The following is a 17,941-nucleotide window of genomic DNA, read 5'->3' on the forward strand; positions in this document are numbered from 1 at the left end:
TGTCAGTGCACCACCAGGACCGGGCATTCGGCATGATGCACCAAGTTCTGGCTCACCGATCCCAATATCGCTGCGGTGAAACGATTTCGGCCGCGGCTGCCCACTACCAACACCTGGGACGTGGCGGAGATCGACCGAAGCTCGTGTGCCGCCGAAGCACCGACGGACACTGCCCGAACCGGCACCGACGGATATTTGTCCCCATAGGTATCGACGTTGGCCTGTAACCACTTTCGCTCCGCTTCACGAAGGTGCTGCCAGTCGACCGAGGTGCCGTAGTCGAGTTGGTCGGTTTCGTGCACAGCGCCGACGTGGACGGCGAGCAGCTCTGCACCCAGGATGCTCGCCAGCTCGAATGCCGCCGACAGTGCGCGCTTCGACGGCTCGGATCCATCGACCCCCACCGCTACCGGCCCCGGCTCGGATCCGTGGTCGCCACGCTCGTGCCAGACCAGCACCGGGCAGGTCGCGGCGTTGACGATTGCCGTCGTCGAGTACCCGAAGACGATGTCGCGCACAGGACCCGACTCGCACGCGCCCACGACGAGCATCGCCGCATCCGCGGAGAGTGCCTTCGCCATACGTGCTGCCGACAGCTCGGATACCTCCGATTCCACCGTCACCTGGGGATCGACTCCGTGCACTACGTCGACGGCGCGGGCGAGTACGCCTTCACTCTCCTGCCGCAGCCGCGTCGGAAAGTCGGTGGGGTTCAGCTCGGCGGCGACAGCCGCACTCCACTCGTCTTTCGGTGCGCCGTGGACGAGGTGCACCGGTGTCGATGCCGCCCCAGCAAAATGCGCTGCCCATTCGGCCACCCCCTTGTCCGTAGGCGAGCCGTCGACCACGACCGCGAGCGGTCCGTCGAATGTGGTTGCCGCGATCGTGTGGTCCATCGTTCCTCCGTTGGCCGAAGACGGTTTCTACGTCGTCTCCTACGATCGCTGACCGCATCGACGCGCCACTAGGGCATTTGGCCACCGGTGTGACGGGTATTTCGGGTCGGAACGGCTATGCCCGAGCAACCAGGGGTGCCACTTCGGTGCCGAGTAGCTCGATGCCGCGCAGCAGGTCGCTGTGCGCCAGCCGCGGGTTGGTCATCTGCAACGACAGCCGGTCCACACCGCCCAGTTGTTCACTCACTCGCAGGATCTTGTCGGCCACCGTCTTCGGATCTCCCATGAAGAACGCACCGTTGGGACCGGAGGTGGCGTCGAACTGCTGCCGGCTGGGCCGGGCGAATCCACGCTCCCGAGAGATCTTGGTGAACATCTCGTTCCAGCCGGGGTAGATGGTGTCTGCAGCGGCCGTCGTGGTCTCGGCGACGAAGCCGAACACGTGCAGGCCCACCTTCAGCTGCTCCGGCGGATGGCCCGCCTGCGCTCCCGCGCGACGGTACAGATCGACGAGCGGGGCGAACTGTCGTGGTTCTCCGCCGATGATGGCAATCATCAGAGGGAGCCCCAGAAGCCCTGCGCGAGCGAAGGATTCGGGTGTTCCACCGACGCCGACCCAGATCGGCAACGGATCCTGCAGCGGACGTGGGTAGATGCCCTGACGGTTCAGTGCCGGGCGGTGCCGACCGGACCAGGTGACCTCGACGTTGTCCCGGATCTGCAGCAGGAGGTCGAGCTTCTCGGCGAAGAGCGAGTCGTAATCGGCCAGGTCGAGGCCGAACAGCGGGAACGACTCGGTGAAGGACCCGCGTCCCACGACCAGATCGATGCGTCCCTTGGAGATCAGATCGAGGGTGGCGAACTCCTGGAACACCCGTACCGGATCGTCTGCGCTGAGCACCTTGACTGCGCTGCCGAGTCGGATGTTCTCGGTACGCGCGGCTGCCGCGGCGAGAATGATCGACGGAGCCGAGTCGTAGTACTCGCTGCGGTGATGCTCGCCGATTCCGAACGAGTAGAGCCCGACCTGATCCGCGAGGGCGATCTCTTCCAGCAGGTGACCCATTCGCTCCTCGGGAGCGATCACCCGGCCGTCGGTCGGATCGGTCACGGAAGAGACGAAGCTGTCTACGCCCAGGTGCATGGTGGGACCTTTCGATTCGGGTTGGTCGATTCCATCAGCATCGGTGAAGATTCAATTATTCCGATGGGGGGGCCGAGCGAGCGACTACTCTCCCCATCGTTTCAGCTCGTCCGCCGCGTAGTACATCTGCTGAGACGCACCGAAACGAACCAGCAACTGCTGCTTCTCCTCGTAGAACCAGACCACGGTTCCATACATACCTGTCATGGGCCCGCTCACCGGTGTGACTCCGTCGCCTACCTCGAATCCGTCCATCCTTGCACGGTACCGATCGAGGGTGCCGAAATCGGACACCCACCGTTCGGCTTATCGCTGTCCGCGCTTGCGTGCGCGCCGTTCGTCGAGTTTCCGCTTTCCGTAACCCCACGTGATGCGGCCCAGACCCTCGAAGAGTCGGCTGGAAATGCTCCTGCGGCTACTCATGCGGTGACCCCATTCTCAGTGCTGTTCATATCGGCCTGATCCTTTCTCTGATGCAGCAGGGCTTTCGGTACGACGATGTACCTGTTGGCTGCGCATTGTGAGTCGAATCGAGGAGGAGCAAACGCACATCGGTCGCGGGTGATCTATGTCACTACTCAGCTGCTGCGCATGGAGTCACGCCCGTGCGACAAGTCGATCCATCCACCCGACCACCTCGGGGTAGGCAGCGACATTCGTGGCCGTGTGGTCGATCTCGGGAACGAGCTCGGTTCCGAAATCGAACTCGCGGACGGTGATGTCCACGGCACCTGCAGCACGCCAACGCTGCTCGAGGAGCCGGCTCTGCTCGATCTCGACGGAGGTGTCGTGGACGCCGTGCACGATCATCACGGGTGCGATGGGCGCGGTGAACCCGATGGTGTTCTCCTCCGCAAGAGGACCCAGCACGGGCCCGGTCATGAGTGTGCTCAGGGACGAGCCATCGGCAGTCAGGTCCTCGGACCGCAGTGATCCGTACGCGAGTGCGTCGGTCGTGCAGAAGTCCTGTGCCGCATCGAGAGCCGCCCGTCCGCGATCGTTGAAGAGCGCGCGGATCCGGTCGGCCCGCTCGGGGTGCGCGCCGATCAGACCGTCGATCGTGTACAGCATCGTCGCGGCCCATGCGGAGCCGTCCTGGCCGTCGACGCGGACCACCGGATCGGCCGGCGCGGCACCGACGAAGGCCCCGACCACGGACAGGTCGGGCGCGTAGGTGGACGCGAGCTCTGCGGCAGCGGCCGACGCGACGCCGCCCGCCGAGTATCCGTAGAGCACGACGGGCGCGTCGGTCTCCCGTGCCGCCGCCCGTGCCGCGTCCAGCACGGCACGGGCACTGGCGGTCCGCCCCAGAAACTCGTATTCGCCAGGGGTTCCCAGCCCTTGATAGTCCGTCGTGACCACCTGGTACCCCTGGGCCAGTAGTGGCAGCAATGCCGGCATCGTGGTTGCCAGTCCTTGCTGGGACGAACCCGAGCAGCGGTCGGCCACCCCGTAACTGCCTGGCGCGTAAGCGATCACGGGCCGCGGTCCGAGGCCTGGCCACGCACGGATCGGTGTGACCAGCAGCCCCGACACCGCCACCGCACGATCACGAGGATCGGCCGATCGGTACAGGATGCGCTCGGTGTGCGATCCCAGAACGTCGAGTTGCGGCACGGGTTCTCGGCGCACGATGGACCCGGGGGCGTATGCCTCCAGGTCCGCGACGGGAGCACCGTAGAAGTCGGCAGCGACGGGAGCCGCCGAGACGGGTGCGGCCGACGTGACGAGCGCCCCGGCAAGGGCGAACGAAGCGAAGGTGACCCGTGGGAGTTTCATCTCGCGAGCAAGTATGCGGCCCGGAACGAGGATCCGCAGTCTGTGTCCGTGGATGTGCAACACCGACGTCGTGGTCGGAGTACCACTGCAAAAAATGCCCTTGCCGGTGTTTCCACTGGCAAGGGCATTCGTTGTGCGCCATCAGGGATTCGAACCCCGGACCCGCTGTACGAAAGATAACAATTCACGTGGATGCACTCGCGTCCATCACCGGCCCGTTGAGCTGGGTGTTCGGCGAATCGAATGACCATCAGTGTCCGCGTGAATCCACCCGGGTGCGCCCCAAAGTGATGAGTAAAAGATGACCTCCGCCGACCTGCTCCCAGTCCATCGACGTCCCGCATAGTCCCCCATCGTCGAAACGGGCCGCCATGGACACTCGACTCCACCACCGTGCAAAGTGATGAGCTCCCTCGAATGCTTGGAACCCAGCATCGGGACAAGGATACGATGCGGACACGCCGGAGCGAGGGGAACTTGCCCGTGCAGTGGGACTGGGATCCGTAGCCACCAATGCCGATGACCGACGTTCACGAAATATCACGGCCAAGAAGGTATGCCGGATCGCTGTCGACACTCCTCGCGAAGTGACTAGCCGATGGTCAAGATCGCGGCCTTGTGCGCGGACCATGTCAGCCGAGGGAAAGGTGGACTGAAAATCGAACTCGCCACCGAACCCGGGCACGTATCCCAGCCCGTCGGCCCAGCTCTTAGTGCAACACATACCCCTCGCACCAACGCCTACCTGACCCGAATAAGAGGTTTGACAGGATGCCCCCCGGTTACCGCTGCTGGCTGGAGGTTTCTCCGCATGGACTTGAGGTGCCCGACTCCTCGGCTGGACCTGCGAGCAACGCAAGAACCAGGAGAGCGCCGCCGACCAGGGCGAGTGGACCATAGAAGTAGAGGATTGACCAGGTTGTGTACCAGCTCGGCTGCCAAGTCGAAGAGGATCCAGACGTATTGGCCAACCCCTTGAGCGACAGCGGAACCACAGAGTTGTCGTCGGCAACCTGGTCGTAGACACTGCGCGCGCGACGCTCGTTGCCGAGATACCTGACATCAAGGGCAGCAAAAGCAGCGAGTATTACGATGCCGAGGGCGATGAGCGGCCAACTGTGACGAACCAAAGCGACACCGAACGCCGCGCCAGCTAGCGTGATCGACCAGCCCTTGGCCGCAGATGAAGATCCCGCCATCCGGCCGATGGCACCCGAAATGAGATCAAGGTGCTTGCGTCGGTCCTCCCGATCCTGTTCGTTCGTCATGTCGTAGCCGTTGGGCTTCGAAGCTTCAACAGCGACCCTAAGATCACCCTGCATTGCATCGAGTTGCGCTGGAGACCAGGACGGGTCCGGAGATGGCCAGATCTCGCCCATGTCGTCAGCTGTCCAGCGAGGCACGACATGCACATGGACATGGTCGATGGACTGGGTGGCCGCAGCGCCATTCGACTGAATCACGTTGAGCCCGTCTGGCTGCAACGCATCGCGCGCAGCGCCGGCCACGCGAAGAACCTCCGAGGCCAATGTGCGTGCCGCACCCTGGGACAGCCCCCAGACGTCGGCAACGTGTTCATCAGGGACTAACAGCACGTGCCCTCGCGTTGCCGGATGGTCCGGTAGGAAGACGGTGACACCGTGGCCCCTGGCCACAATGCGAGCCGCCAAGTCATCACCCGCGACAATGTCGCAGAAGGCGCAGCCGGACTGCCTGGTTGAGCTCACCAGGAACGCTTCACGGCGTCGCCGACCCACGACTCGAAATTGTCCCGAATGCTCGCATAGACGGCCTTACTGTCTGGTCCGCAGGGGTTGTGCAGCATGATGTACGTGCTCAGCGGCTTGCCGTCGGTGTCGAAGACTTTACTGAAAGGATCTTCGCCGTACGAGCCCTTGTCGCCGTTTAGATCGAGCATGCCGTGGACACGGATGCCGACCAGCGGCACCTTGTCCTTCCACGCCTTTTCAATCTCGTGCTTGACCCACTTGCGCGAAGCTGTCTCGCCGCCGACGAGCACGACGACAGCGTCTTTACCCGCCATCTCCTTCGCGATCCAGTTCTTAATCGCCTGATCACCGTCTGCCTTGATGGTCTCCCACTTCTGAGCGCTGACCTCCTCGCGATCCTCCTCAATAGCGCCAATGTTCCGGATCCGCTGGCAGCGCATCACGTCGCCGTCGTAATGGAAGCTTAGGAAGACTTTCTTGGCCATGTCGGTTACTCCTGATTGTTTCGGCCGGGTCGATGTCCACGATGGTGCCACGCATCACCGACAGTATGGCCACGCCCACTCCACAAACACGTGAGCGCCCGTCGAAATGACGTCCCTGCTGTCATGTCTCACTTCACGTAGACACTTTTGTCGGAATCGGCCTATATGTGGCGCGAAAATCGGGATTCAACGTGACGTCTGGAGCCGACCTTTCCGAAGTAGTCGACCCTCGACCGTCGCAGACTAATCTGCACTCAGGTCTGCCACCTACCAAGTGCCCACTGATCTACGACACCGAACCATCGAACAGACTGTTCGGCGCAGGGATCGGGGGCGGGTTTTATACGCCGGCTCGGAAGAACGCGCCGGCATGCGGCTCGGTGGCTGCACGACGACGCCTTCGAATGTGCGGACGGCCTCGATGAGGGACGTCGGTCAGATGTAAATACCAGGCTGTGTGGTTCCATTTCCCGTCATGACCGTTTCGAGCGCTCACACTGACAGCTCCAAATCCTTAGTCGACGAGGACCGAGTCGGTCGAAAAAGCTTCGCCCAATTTATCGCCGAACGATTCTCCTTGCCGACACCGGGCCGAGGGTCGAAACCTGACGCGTCACGGACGTCTCTCTGACGATCCGTCACAGATGAGTTGAACCCTTGCGCGTCACAGCGCAATCCTAGATGCCCGCATCGGGATGAGAGACGATCGGCATGTGCCAGTCGGCGCAAACGGGGTTCGCCGCAACCTGCTCGGCGATGCAGACGCGAAACGGTTCAGAAAGCGGGCGTCGCTGTGGGCAGACCTAATACCTGTCGGCATGGTCCTTCTCGCATGGGCGGAAGTCTCCAACACGGTTGCCAATGCGTACCAACTGTCGGGCACCGTGAGAGTCTTCGGAGTGGATCAGTTTTTATCCGGCACATCGAGAACAGCTCGGAATACGTTGCACACCAATTTCAGCAGGTATGGAACCACGTACCGCTGAGTTTTGCACCAATGCACGTAGTGCCACCCGGACGTGCAGCTCGTCACCTTTGCCGACACACTGCGATCTCACCAGCAGCATCCCGTCTCGACCAGACTCACGACGGTGCAGGAAAGGGAGTCTTCCGGACACCTCCTCAACACGCGCGACAGCCCCCTGCTTCGGCTGAACCACACGCGAACGAGCCCACATCCTCGGCTTGTCAGCCCACCAAACCCTCCAGCGCCAACACCAGAGTTCACGGCGTCTACTCAACCGAGCCACCGACAACGCGACAGCGGGTAGTTTCAGTGTTGATACTCCGTATTCGCTCCCTGTAGGGCAACGCCTTGCGTAGTACACGCTGCTAAAGGTAATGCTAAGGCTTCAGTATGACCAGGCACACGGAACCCACTCATCGATCCATCGTTGAACAGCCAACCCAGCTGCCCCGATCGACCTTTTTACCACGTGTCGATTCGCTTCTGATCGGAAGTTTCTAATGCCCCGTAGAGGATTCGCCGTTACACCAGTCGCTGTAGTTCGTTTGCCCGAACAGCTCGCCAGCGGCGCATCAAACCAATTGTTCACCGAGATGGGCCTCAGAGCGTCATGTACGGACCCTGGCACGATTTGGATCTTGGAAATCGTTGACGAGAGCAGCTATAGTTCGATAGAACACCCTACAGATTGATTGGAATAGATTTGATATAAACATACGAGACCAGTAGTAAATTAATTTTATAATTCTCTCTATCTGGAGTTACATTGACGTCTAAAAATGATACAACTATTAACGGAGACGGATCAGCCACCGAAATAAAGAAAGGGGCTCAGACTAACTTCTTTGCAAATTTCATCGCTGCCCTATTCGCAGCGACCGTTGCTGCAATTTGGTGGATCAGCGCCGAAGTTTTCACACCAGACGGAACAAATCTTTGGTGGGAAGGTTGGCAATTCTTCGGAGTACTACTGGTCGCAGCCGCTGCTGTCGCCGGTTTTCTTACAACTAAATATTATCTCAAGAACCGTCATTCGCACGGCAAGAGAGATACCCAAAGCGCAACCCCATTATTGGCGCTGGTGATACTCGGTGTAATTTCCGCAATCTTGCTACTTACAGCCTTAGTCTACGTTCAGATTGAACTTCTAACCCCGCCTGGTGATTCAATTTCATCGATATCCAGCGGAGAACTACTAGATGTTGCTAGGTCCTCCGCCTTCGGCCTGGGAGCTCTGGGTGCAGTGGCGCTACTATTGGTCAACTACCGAAAACAACATGCAGTCGAGTCGGCACTTGAGCTCGACAGGATAAAGCATACCGATACGCTGCAGCAGGCCCGCGAAGATCTGCAACATGAACGAGAGAAGCAGTCGAAGCACGTCGAACTGGAAAACGCTAAACAACGAGCCCTCGAAATTTCGGCCTTACACGATCGATTCTCAAAAGCAGTGGGACAACTCGCAGATTCCAAACTCCCCATACGCCTTGGAGCAGTTTACGCCATCACGGGAATTGCCACAGATTGGAGACTAAGAAGGCAATATGTCCACGTACAGAGCTGCGCCGACTTGCTATGTTCATACTTACGCACGTCACCCCAAACCGATACTAATAGTGTTTCTAGTTCCGACAAAGGATCCCGGCGTGCCTCCGGCGTCGAACGCGATGTACGCCGCGCCGCACTCGAAGCACTTAGTTCAATGGCAAACCCTCCCAAGACTGGATCCTTTGCAACCATGATAAAGCAAATTCAGGACCATCTAGCGGGTGCATTTCAGGGCGCGCCGCCTGAGTTAAAAGTCGATCTGTCAGGAGCAGCACTTGCTGGCCTGGATTTGAAAAATTCACGTATTTCAGGAGTGAATTTTACAGGTTCAGATCTTACCGAGGCTACCTTCGCATCTGCAGATTTGAGTGGCGCGATTCTTAGAGATGCCATTCTCACAGGCGTAAGCTTCCTCGGCACAAATCTGACAAATGCAGTGCCAGACTGCCGTACACTGCGCCTGCAAGGTGCGATCGACTTACCTCCGGAGTAACCTCTTCGCGCCTTGGTGCGGCCCGTCTCGCAATCCCCCCCCCGAAGAAGCGGAGGTAGGGTATGCCGACGAGTACAGCGTGCAGATCGGCACAAAGGCGGTGGGCATCGTCAGACAGGCGGTCGGATCCAGTCCACCTCAAGGCCGATAACGAGGTCCAGACCCGGTTTTGGGTTCGACGGCCGAACCGCGAGCGGCACGAAAGATGGTTTTCTTAGTAGAAGTCGGTACCGTCGACCATAACCTCGCACAGCGGAAGCCGACGGTGTTCTGGAACCCATTCTTCCAACGGAGTGGCACTGATGGGTTCTTGGAATGCAATGGAAACCGGCAACATCTCCTCCGATACCACTTGCATCACATCTACAATTCTTTGGCGTAGCCCAGAAGGCAAATCCTCTACCGGCTGAGCCCTCGCAGCTAGACCGGACTCCCGGTCGTGCAGCACAATATCGAACGCACTCTTGCTAACAATCACTGCAACCACAAATGCTTTCGAAACATCGCCGGTGATCGAATCGAATTGACGTTCGATCGCACGCTCAAGACACAGCCTCCAGCGAATGAATTTCGCTACCCAATCTGCAGGATCTTCCGATTTCAAGATATTCCTCACAGCCCTAGTGAGAAGCCTTTCCTCGCACATTGCATTCTCCCCAATCAGCAGTAAACATGTCCGAGGAAGTCGATGCACCTTTTTTCGTATCGCATCAAATGCATACTGTTCCAAATCTGCAGCAGATTTTTTTGCCTCTTGCACTTCAATCCTGCTGGGTTGATGTCCAACGTGGATCGTTCGATTCCGAATGTGCGCTACCTTTAGAATCCACCGCCTTAACGCGGGTTGACTATCTGGATTCCAATTACCCCCGACTAGCTCGCCCATGTATCGGCGCGTTCGATACTGGACTGTGGTGACTGTATTATTTTCCACGGACATTTGTACACATTCTTCTGGCCTTCTACCGACTTCCCAAAGAATGTGTTTTAAAAGATCATCAAGAAATATTTCACAACCGGTGGCCGTTGACAACACGGCAGCACGATTGTCGCCCCGGAATTTGGCGGCAACCGAAGCCTCATTGGCAGAAGCTAGGTACCCAGCCATGAAGCCATCTCTTCTCTGCAAGAATGAATGCATAGTGCTCATCTGCATTTGGTCTAGGTCTATGCGCGTTGGGATTTGAGAGATATTGTCGAAAATGCTGTAAATGCTAACACCTCCATTTGCGACAAATCCATCCATCGACACCGTTCCAGTTGCAAGCGGAATGTTAATCGGTAGCGTCTCGAAGGAAATCAGTCGTTTGGGCTGACCAGACACGTAGGAGTTCGCCCTTTGCAAATCCCGAATCCGGTCAATTGCCTGAGATAATAGATGCGAAACATCGTCATCAGTTACTTCGATCTCGTAGATAGAACAGCTTGCTTCTATGACAGTAGTGACCAAGTGAAAATCAAAAGGTGGATCTAAGTCGCCACCCTCTTTGCTTTCTTGAAAGTATCTCGGAAACGCCAAATTGCAAGCGTCAAATGCGGCCCTACTCCGTAGTTTTTCTGCGAAGGAATCCGATACTTGGTGCCAGACCTTCAAGGAAATGACGAATTTATTGGCAGCGAACTGAGGGTGCGAATACACCCGTCGCCCTGAGTCCATGGAGCTCCGCGCCTCACTGAACATCGAAACGGACCCTGCAGGTATGTCCAGTGGATCCTCAAGCGGAATAAACCATGACCAGACTTTGAACGACGGGCCAGGATCTTCTAATGCCGGTTCCGAATCGTCAGTTTTCACATCCTAATTCTACCATCAACGGCATAGACTGCGAGAAAATGTTGCGTCGATTTTCAAACTCGATTATGCAGAAGAAGATGGTTACGTTCGACGTAGACAATACTCAATCATTCTTTAGAATATCCTGAAGTAACGCAGCTTGATCACCCGAGAGAGCCTTGCTTGCCTGGACCGTCAAACGGCTAGGGCCGTCTTTCAAGATCGCAGCCGCCACCGCCTTCGCGTGTCGTAGGCAATCTTCGACACACCGTAGATAGCTGATCGACCCAACACCTGTCGTCTCGCTGGCGATCGCGAACTCTGACCATTGCACAATAACCGGAACCCCTACCCTCCGTTCGACTAGACAATTGTCGCCGAGGTGCATGCCGTACACGAAATCAACTCCGCATTGATCGGCCCAGTTTTGGGCTATCGATGAGCTGACTACCGCCCACGGCATAGCAAACCCGCGGTCCGCCTGCTCAATTAGTTTTGAGATTACCGAAAAGGCTGGAAATACCAACTTTCGATCGTCCAATTTCAGCGATGAGGGTTTATCTACTCTCGGCACCTCGATCGCGGCGCGTAGTTGACGTTCGGCGTCGTTCAGCGACGCGACGACCAGGACCAGCCCGAGCAAGCCCGGCACCCCTCGGATCTCGCCTAAAGACGGTTTGCTAAACGTTTTTGCGTCCCCTATCAACCGCGCTGCGTCGGAAGCGGTCTCGACCGCTTCCGCCAGAAGATGAGCTGCAATGACGATCATGGGCACGAGTCGACTGTCTGTCCGTTGATCCTGAAAATTTCGAACCAAGATATTGGAGATTATTAACGCTGGTCCCGCGATCGTGAGGCTCGCAAGGATGCTCACCAAGAAACTCTCGGTGGCTAGTGCGACACCGCCGACAAACGCCGCGCAGCTAATCACCGATCCGCAGATCGTCAAGACTGTTGGCACAGGATCTTTTTCGCGCTCGACAACTGAGCGCCTCAGCCCTTTTTTCATTTCAATCCATTCTTGATGCAATCATCCCAACAACCTACTTGAGAGGTACGCACAGTCGTTGCCACCTCGTCGGGCCAGCAGTCCCGGCAGCAGAGCTTGCGCTATTCCGTCGGTGCCTAAAGCTACTGTGCCTTCGACGGCTGGATGCGCCCTGCGCGAGTCCAACTTCTCAGCTTGGCATCACTTCGGATAATATAGGGCGGGGACCGCCCCAGGCTAAGCGTTAAAGGCTTGTCGCCGCCCCGCGCCCCACCACCGAATACAGCGCTGGGACGCGCGGTTGTGGTCAAACAACGCATCTACTCCTGTTTCTCCAGGGAAGCGCGGCCTGAACCAAAAAGCGGGACCGCCGGGTCCACGATGATCTCGTGCACCGGCAGTTCACCGCACAGGCCGCGGACGAGCTGTGGTTGACGGACATCACCGAACACCGCACTGACGAGGGCAAACTTCGTCTCTGCGCGATCAAGGACGTGTGGTCGAACAGGATCGTCGGCTACTCGATCGACTCCCGGATGAAAGCGTCACTGGCCGTGTCCGCGTTGAACAACGCGGGGGCAACCGGCACCATTTTCCACTCCGACCGAGGTAGGCAGTTTCGTTCTCGAAAGTTCTTTCATACGTTCCGCTATCAACTTGTACTGCGGTCGAAGCGAGGACCCTCCGATCGGCTCAAGCGTCGCGCCGACGTCCGGCTGCCGTCAATATGCCTGATACATGGTCATCGCTCGCCTCGGGTAGATAGAACCAGCCTTTGATGCGTTGCGGTTCGCATTGCTTTACATGCACGAGGTTCATTGCCGAGTCGCGCCCACACCCAGACACCGGGATACTCACCCGCGGCGGCCAACAACGCGTCCAGAACATCAAGCGGGTCACCGAGTGATTGACCTTCCGGTCGGTCATTCCGCGATACCAGACCGAGCTAGATTGCGCCCCGAGGCATCTGCAACGCGACCATGATTTGGATCGGCTCACGCGATTGCCGCGATTGCAGCGGATACCGACGGAAACTGGCCGCTTGGGATTGTCAGGGCTGAAAAAGATGAGTAAGTGATGACCGGAGCGTCCATAGGCGTCCATCAGCTACCCGGCGGTGCGGCTCCGGACACAACTCGCAGGTCACCGGCGTGGCTACCGAGACTTGACTCCCAGTAAAAGCGATTGGGAGTCAAGTCTCCGAAACGCCCTCCGCCGCTTGAAACCCGCAGGTCAGGGAGTTGTCGATTTTCGCGAAGCTTGCGATCGCCTACACGTACCCGGACAACAAAAAGTGCCCCCGACCAGCGAATACGCTGTTCAGGGGCACTCGTTGTGCGCCATCAGGGATTCGAACCCCGGACCCGCTGATTAAGAGTCAGCTGCTCTAACCAACTGAGCTAATGGCGCCGATCCGCACCGCGTGTTCTCTGCGGTGCGGGAGAAACATTAACAGCAGATGCCGCCAGATGTGAAATCGGCTGGTCGGAGCACGTGCATACGTCAGTTGAAGATCCGGCGAACCATGAGAACTGCCACCACTGCGCCCACTCCGAGGAGGGTGAACTTCACTGCCGGCTCGTTGAGCTTGGCCACCACGGACTGCTTGGTGTTGGCGACGATGTTCTTGGGGCTGGCACGGACGCTCAGCTCGTCCAGGGTGCTGGCGAGCTGATTGCGAGCGGCCTCGATCTCGCGCTCGATCCGGTCGGTGTCCTTGGCCACGTGTCCTCCAACTTGTTGCAAATAGTCTCGGTCGCAGTCGAGCCTAGAGCACGACGACATTTCGATACTCTCGTGCGGTGACCGAATACAGCAAGCTCGAGCCGGGCGACACCGCTCCGGCGTTCACCCTGCCCGATGCCGACGGCAACGACGTCTCTCTCGCCGACTACGCAGGCAAGAAGGTGATCGTGTACTTCTACCCCGCCGCGAGCACCCCGGGCTGCACCAAGCAGGCCTGCGACTTCCGCGACAGTCTCGCCGAACTCAACGGCGAAGGTCTGGAAGTCATCGGCATCTCCCCCGACAAGCCCGCCAAGCTCGCCAAGTTCCGCGACAAGGAAGAGCTGACGTTCCCCCTGCTCTCCGATGAGGAGAAGACGACGTTGCAGGCGTGGGGCGCATTCGGGGAGAAGAAGAACTACGGCAAGGTCTACGAGGGCGTCATCCGCTCCACGTTCCTCGTCGACGAGGCAGGCAAGATCGAGGTGGCGCAGTACAACGTCCGCGCCACCGGACACGTCGCCAAGCTCCGCCGCGATCTAGCCGTCTGACCCGGCCAGTCGCTGCAGGAACAACGCCTCGGCGACGGCCATCTTCTCGATTTCGGTCGGGTCCACGCTCTCGTTGGGAGCGTGGATCCGGCACCGAGGTTCCTCGACGCCCATCAGCACGATCTCGGCGTCCGGCAGCACCTGAGCCAACGCATTGCACAGCGGAATCGATCCGCCCTGACCGGCGGTCCCCATCGGGTGCCCAAATGCCTCCTCCAACGCCTCGGACAGAGCCGCGTAGCCCGGCCCGTCGGTCCTGGCCCGAAACGGCGACCCGATCGCTTCTCGCTCGACGGTAACGCGCGCATTCCATGGCGTACGCGCCTCCAGATGAGCGACCAACGCATCTTGAGCCCGCTGCGGATCCATTCCCGGCGGCACCCGCAGATTGAGCCGTGCCGACGCACGAGGCGAGATCGCAGCAGCCGACCCCACGACCGGTGGGCAGTCGATCCCCAGAATCGTCAGAGCCGGCCGCGCCCACACAGCATCGGCCACAGAGCCCGAGCCCGCCAGCCCGACGCCGTCGAGCACCCCGGCATCGGAACGGAACTGCTCCGGGTCGTACTGAACCCCGTCCCAGGTCTGCGTTCCGTCCAGGCCGTCGACCACGGTGTCGCCCTGCTCGTTGCGCAACGTGGAGAGCACGTGCACCAACGCTGCGAGGGCATCCGGCGCGGGCCCGCCGTACATGCCCGAGTGCACCTCTCCGGCAAGGGTTTCCACATGCACCACCACGTTGGCGATACCGCGGAGTGTGGTGGTGACCGTCGGCAAGCCGACCTTCGCGTTACCGGTGTCGGCAATGACCACCATGTCTGCGGCAAACAATTCCGGTCGCTGCTCCACGAGCGCTTCCAATCCGCCGGTGCCCATCTCTTCCGAACCCTCGCAGACGATCCGCACGCCGACGTCGAGCGACTCCCCCAGTGCCCGTAGCGCCAGCAGATGCATTATGACGTTGCCCTTGCAGTCCGCCGAACCCCGCCCGTACCAACGGCCGTCCCGTTCGGTCAGATCGAAAGGTTCACTGTCCCAGAGCTTTCCGTCACCTGGAGGTTGAACGTCGTAGTGCGAGTACAGCAGAACGGTCGGCGCTCCCGCGCGAGCCGGCCGCGAACCGACCACGGCCAGTGACCCGTCGACCGTCTCGATCAGTTGGACGTCGGGAATGCCCGCGTCGACAAAGGCCCGTTGCACCCACTGCGCCGCACCGGTGCACTGCTCGACCGGAAACTGCCGGGGATCGTGCACCGAGGTGAACCGGATCAGCTCTGCCAACTCCGATTTCGCTCGGGGCATCTGCGATGCGATTGCAGATCGAACGTCGACGGGGCGCGGATCGGCGGGCATGAATCCTCCAAACGAGAAAATGACAGACGGGCCCTAGCCAGTCTGTCATCACTCGTCTCGAGAACGATTCACCGTCAGCCGCCGGAGAACTCCTGATGAATCCACTCACCCGTTTGCTGCCAGTGCCGATCCCACGCTTCCTGCTCGAGCTGTTCGGGCGACTTGCCCGGCTCCGGAATGGGAACAGGAACGGTGAACTGCGGAGGGGCCACCGTGGTCGGTGCCGGTGCCGGCTGCGGGGCCGCCACAGCCTGGCGTGGCGGGTCCTGTGTCACCCGAGGCTGCGTGGTCGGTGCAGGCTCGACAACCGTCCATGGGTCCACTGTCGGGGGAATCGTCTCGGGCGGGGGTGCAATCTCCTGTGCCGGCGGAACCACGGCCGCAACCGGGTCGGACGTCGTCGGGTCCGCCTGCCGAGTCGCCCCCACCAGATCGGTACCGGCGTCGCGTCGATCGACGCTCTGTTCGGCAGTCGTCTCGGATTCGTCCGGCAACGTCGCAGCGACCGCGACACCTGCAGAGAGCACCCCGGCCAGCAGCACTGCGGCGAACACGAGCTTGCGTCCGGAGCCTCCCGACCGGGCCGATTTCGCCTCGACAACCGACAGCACGGCAGGCACCGGAAGCGGCGCTACCACCGTGTCGGAATCCGCGGCCTTCGCTACCTCGACGGTCTCCTCGGGCTCGAAGCCGGCAATCTCGGCGTCGACCTCGTCCGCTTCCACGACCTCGGTGTCGGCAGCCTCGACCGGATCCGAGTCCTCGGTCGCCACCGGCGCAGCGGCTACTGCGGCCGTCTTCTCCTGATGCGCCAGCAGCGCTGCTCCTCGCGCTGCGACCTGGTCCGCATCGCCCACGCGTACGACAGGAACGCCGAGTCCGAGCGACAGGATGTCGACCAGGTCTCGATTGCTCGACGAATCACCGAACAAGGCCACGAACTCGGGCTTCTTGCCGGACTGATCCACCACTTCCCATGCCAGTGGGATGGTGCTGCCGATGCGCTCGGGCGACATCGAGTCCAACGCCGCAGTCTTGGCCAGGGTGATCGAGGCGTCGGTTGCGTCGGCGAGCGAGATGGAGACGCCCGCGGCGCCCATGTAGTACAGAAGGACGGTCTTCGCGTCGGCGAATTCCTTCGATGTTGCCAACCAGCCGAGGAACGACTCGGATGCCGACGACAGCACTGCGGGTTCGTCGCCCAGGGCAGCGGCGAACTCGGCGCGCTCGTCCTGGGTTCGATACACCACACCCACTGCGTCCACGTGTGCGTCGAGCGTCGCCGCCTCGGTGCGCATCGTCTCGATCGCTGTGGTCAGAACCGAGGCGGCGTCGGGATCGAGCGGGGTCGTCCGATCGGCGAGTACCTCGCCTGAGGTCGGCTCCAACAGCACTGTCTGCATAGAGCCAGATTCGATCGCTATACCAATAGTTGTCATGGCAGTCTCCCTGTGCTCAGGGTGAAGGCTCCCGACCATGAACGTCATCCAGTTGTTTCGAATGACGATCACCCTGCACGGAATTTGATTCAGTTCCCTAAACCATACCTGTTGACGGTTAAATTGGACCAGATCGGTCTTGGAGTTTGTCACAGTATGAGGATCCAGCCTTTGTCGTCGACCCCAGGATTGATTCGAAGCCCTCGGCTGGAACCCGCGAATCCGAGCCGAAAGCGCAGTCTGCCGGCGTGACCTACCGGACCGTTGTGGATAACGAGCCCCCGCGCCGGATAGCCTGACCGGGTGGAATCCTCTGCTCGTGCCCAGTCCTCGCGCCGTCTCGACGCCGCGCTCGAGTCGACGGCACAGACTCAGGAGCTCATGCCGCGCCGGCGACCCACCCAGGAACGTAGCCAGCGCAAGTTCGACGCGTTGCTGCAGGCCTCACGCGAGTTGCTCAGTGACGTCGGTTTCGAGTCGTTCACCTGCGAGGAAGTCGCGTCGCGCGCAGAACTCCCCATCGGCACGCTGTATCAGTTCTTCGCCAACAAGTACGTCATCGTCTGCGAGCTCAACCGCCAGGACCTCGTGGGGGTGCAGCAGGAACTCGCCGAGTTCGACGGCGAAGTCCCGTCCCTGGACTGGGTGCGGTTCCTCAACAACTTCGTCGACCACATGGCAGGCATGTGGATGACCGATCCATCGCGCCGTGAAGTGTGGCTCGCCATGCAGTCGACACCGTCGACGCGCGCAACCGGGGTGATCCACGAGCGGGAGTTCGCCGAGCAGGTCTCGCGCATGCTCGGGCCGCTCACTCCGCGCACGCCTCGGCATCGCCGCAACCTCATGGCGCAGGTGTTGGTACACATCGTCTACTCGATGCTCAACTTCTCCGTGCAGGACGGCCAGAGCCACGAGGACGCCGTCGCCGAGCTCAAACGCATCATGATGGCGTATCTGCTCGTCGCCGAGAAGGAGAGCAGACGTTCCGGCGGCTCGGCGAGTGACAACGAGCAAGCCTGAACAACCCGAGCCCGCACCGACGAAAGGCCCGCCCGATCACCTGGAT

At 60.1% G+C, this 17,941-nt stretch carries 14 protein-coding genes, 1 tRNA gene and 1 pseudogene; 4 read left to right on the plus strand and 12 right to left on the minus strand.

The window, feature by feature from the left end:
• Positions 1-2 precede the first annotated feature (2 nt).
• The 6 genes from CH251_RS09570 to CH251_RS09595 form a co-directional block, all read right to left on the minus strand.
• Positions 3-896, minus strand: a complete 894-nt coding sequence (locus CH251_RS09570) for a universal stress protein (protein ID WP_094612878.1) — start codon at positions 894-896, stop codon at positions 3-5.
• A gap of 115 nt (positions 897-1,011) precedes the next feature.
• The gene (locus CH251_RS09575; protein WP_094612879.1) at positions 1,012-2,040 is read right to left on the minus strand and encodes an LLM class flavin-dependent oxidoreductase; all 1,029 of its coding nucleotides are present in this window, start codon (positions 2,038-2,040) and stop codon (positions 1,012-1,014) included.
• Between the two features lie 84 nt (positions 2,041-2,124).
• Complete coding sequence (locus CH251_RS27440; RefSeq protein ID WP_179273722.1) at positions 2,125-2,295, minus strand: hypothetical protein; 171 nt, start codon at positions 2,293-2,295, stop codon at positions 2,125-2,127.
• A 342-nt stretch (positions 2,296-2,637) separates the two neighbouring features.
• On the minus strand, positions 2,638-3,819 hold the full coding sequence (locus CH251_RS09585; RefSeq protein WP_094612979.1) for an alpha/beta fold hydrolase: 1,182 nt from the start codon (positions 3,817-3,819) through the stop codon (positions 2,638-2,640).
• Between the two features lie 782 nt (positions 3,820-4,601).
• Positions 4,602-5,576 carry an HIT family protein gene (locus CH251_RS09590; RefSeq protein WP_094612881.1) on the minus strand — a complete coding sequence of 325 codons (975 nt, stop codon included), beginning with the start codon at positions 5,574-5,576 and terminating at the stop codon, positions 4,602-4,604.
• Positions 5,543-6,034, minus strand: coding sequence for a TIR domain-containing protein (locus CH251_RS09595; RefSeq protein WP_094612882.1), 492 nt, complete (start codon positions 6,032-6,034; stop codon positions 5,543-5,545). The genes CH251_RS09590 and CH251_RS09595 overlap by 34 nt, the downstream gene beginning before the upstream one ends.
• 1,733 nt (positions 6,035-7,767) lie before the next feature.
• Here CH251_RS09595 and CH251_RS27195 point away from each other — a divergent pair.
• A complete protein-coding gene (locus tag CH251_RS27195) occupies positions 7,768-9,042 on the plus strand; it encodes a pentapeptide repeat-containing protein (protein WP_143537953.1) in 1,275 nt (424 codons plus the stop codon).
• Positions 9,043-9,256: 214 nt separating this feature from the next.
• Here CH251_RS27195 and CH251_RS27200 read toward each other — a convergent pair whose 3' ends face one another.
• Together CH251_RS27200 and CH251_RS09610 are read right to left on the minus strand one after the other, a co-directional pair.
• Positions 9,257-10,837 carry a hypothetical protein gene (locus CH251_RS27200; protein ID WP_143537954.1) on the minus strand — a complete coding sequence of 527 codons (1,581 nt, stop codon included), beginning with the start codon at positions 10,835-10,837 and terminating at the stop codon, positions 9,257-9,259.
• Positions 10,838-10,940: 103 nt separating this feature from the next.
• Positions 10,941-11,825 (minus strand): hypothetical protein, encoded by an 885-nt coding sequence (locus tag CH251_RS09610; RefSeq protein WP_143537955.1) that lies wholly within the window; start codon positions 11,823-11,825, stop codon positions 10,941-10,943.
• Positions 11,826-12,099: 274 nt separating this feature from the next.
• On the opposite strand from CH251_RS09610, the pseudogene CH251_RS09615 reads away from it, so the two are divergent.
• Positions 12,100-12,454, plus strand: a pseudogene (locus tag CH251_RS09615) (DDE-type integrase/transposase/recombinase); the annotation flags it as partial.
• A gap of 686 nt (positions 12,455-13,140) precedes the next feature.
• Here CH251_RS09615 and CH251_RS09620 read toward each other — a convergent pair.
• Both CH251_RS09620 and CH251_RS09625 read right to left on the minus strand, forming a co-directional pair.
• Positions 13,141-13,214, minus strand: a tRNA-Lys gene (locus CH251_RS09620).
• A 93-nt stretch (positions 13,215-13,307) separates the two neighbouring features.
• Positions 13,308-13,529 (minus strand): DUF3618 domain-containing protein, encoded by a 222-nt coding sequence (locus CH251_RS09625; protein WP_094612886.1) that lies wholly within the window; start codon positions 13,527-13,529, stop codon positions 13,308-13,310.
• 77 nt (positions 13,530-13,606) lie between these two features.
• On the opposite strand from CH251_RS09625, the gene bcp reads away from it, so the two are divergent.
• A complete protein-coding gene (gene bcp / locus CH251_RS09630; RefSeq protein ID WP_032375973.1) occupies positions 13,607-14,080 on the plus strand; it encodes a thioredoxin-dependent thiol peroxidase in 474 nt (157 codons plus the stop codon).
• On the opposite strand, the gene CH251_RS09635 is transcribed toward bcp, so the two are convergent.
• Both CH251_RS09635 and CH251_RS09640 read right to left on the minus strand, forming a co-directional pair.
• Positions 14,069-15,433, minus strand: a complete 1,365-nt coding sequence (locus CH251_RS09635) for a dipeptidase (protein ID WP_094612887.1) — start codon at positions 15,431-15,433, stop codon at positions 14,069-14,071. The two genes, bcp and CH251_RS09635, sit on opposite strands and share 12 nt — an antisense overlap.
• A 74-nt stretch (positions 15,434-15,507) precedes the next feature.
• Positions 15,508-16,872 (minus strand): hypothetical protein, encoded by a 1,365-nt coding sequence (locus CH251_RS09640; RefSeq protein ID WP_143544963.1) that lies wholly within the window; start codon positions 16,870-16,872, stop codon positions 15,508-15,510.
• 381 nt (positions 16,873-17,253) lie between these two features.
• Here CH251_RS09640 and CH251_RS09645 point away from each other — a divergent pair, with 381 nt between their 5' ends.
• Positions 17,254-17,895 (plus strand): TetR/AcrR family transcriptional regulator, encoded by a 642-nt coding sequence (locus CH251_RS09645; protein WP_373454935.1) that lies wholly within the window; start codon positions 17,254-17,256, stop codon positions 17,893-17,895.
• The last annotated feature ends 46 nt before the right edge of the window (positions 17,896-17,941 follow it).

Origin of the sequence: Rhodococcus sp. 06-462-5 (genome assembly GCF_002258315.1) — a bacterium.
In the GTDB taxonomy this organism is placed as follows: Bacteria; Actinomycetota; Actinomycetes; order Mycobacteriales; family Mycobacteriaceae; genus Rhodococcoides.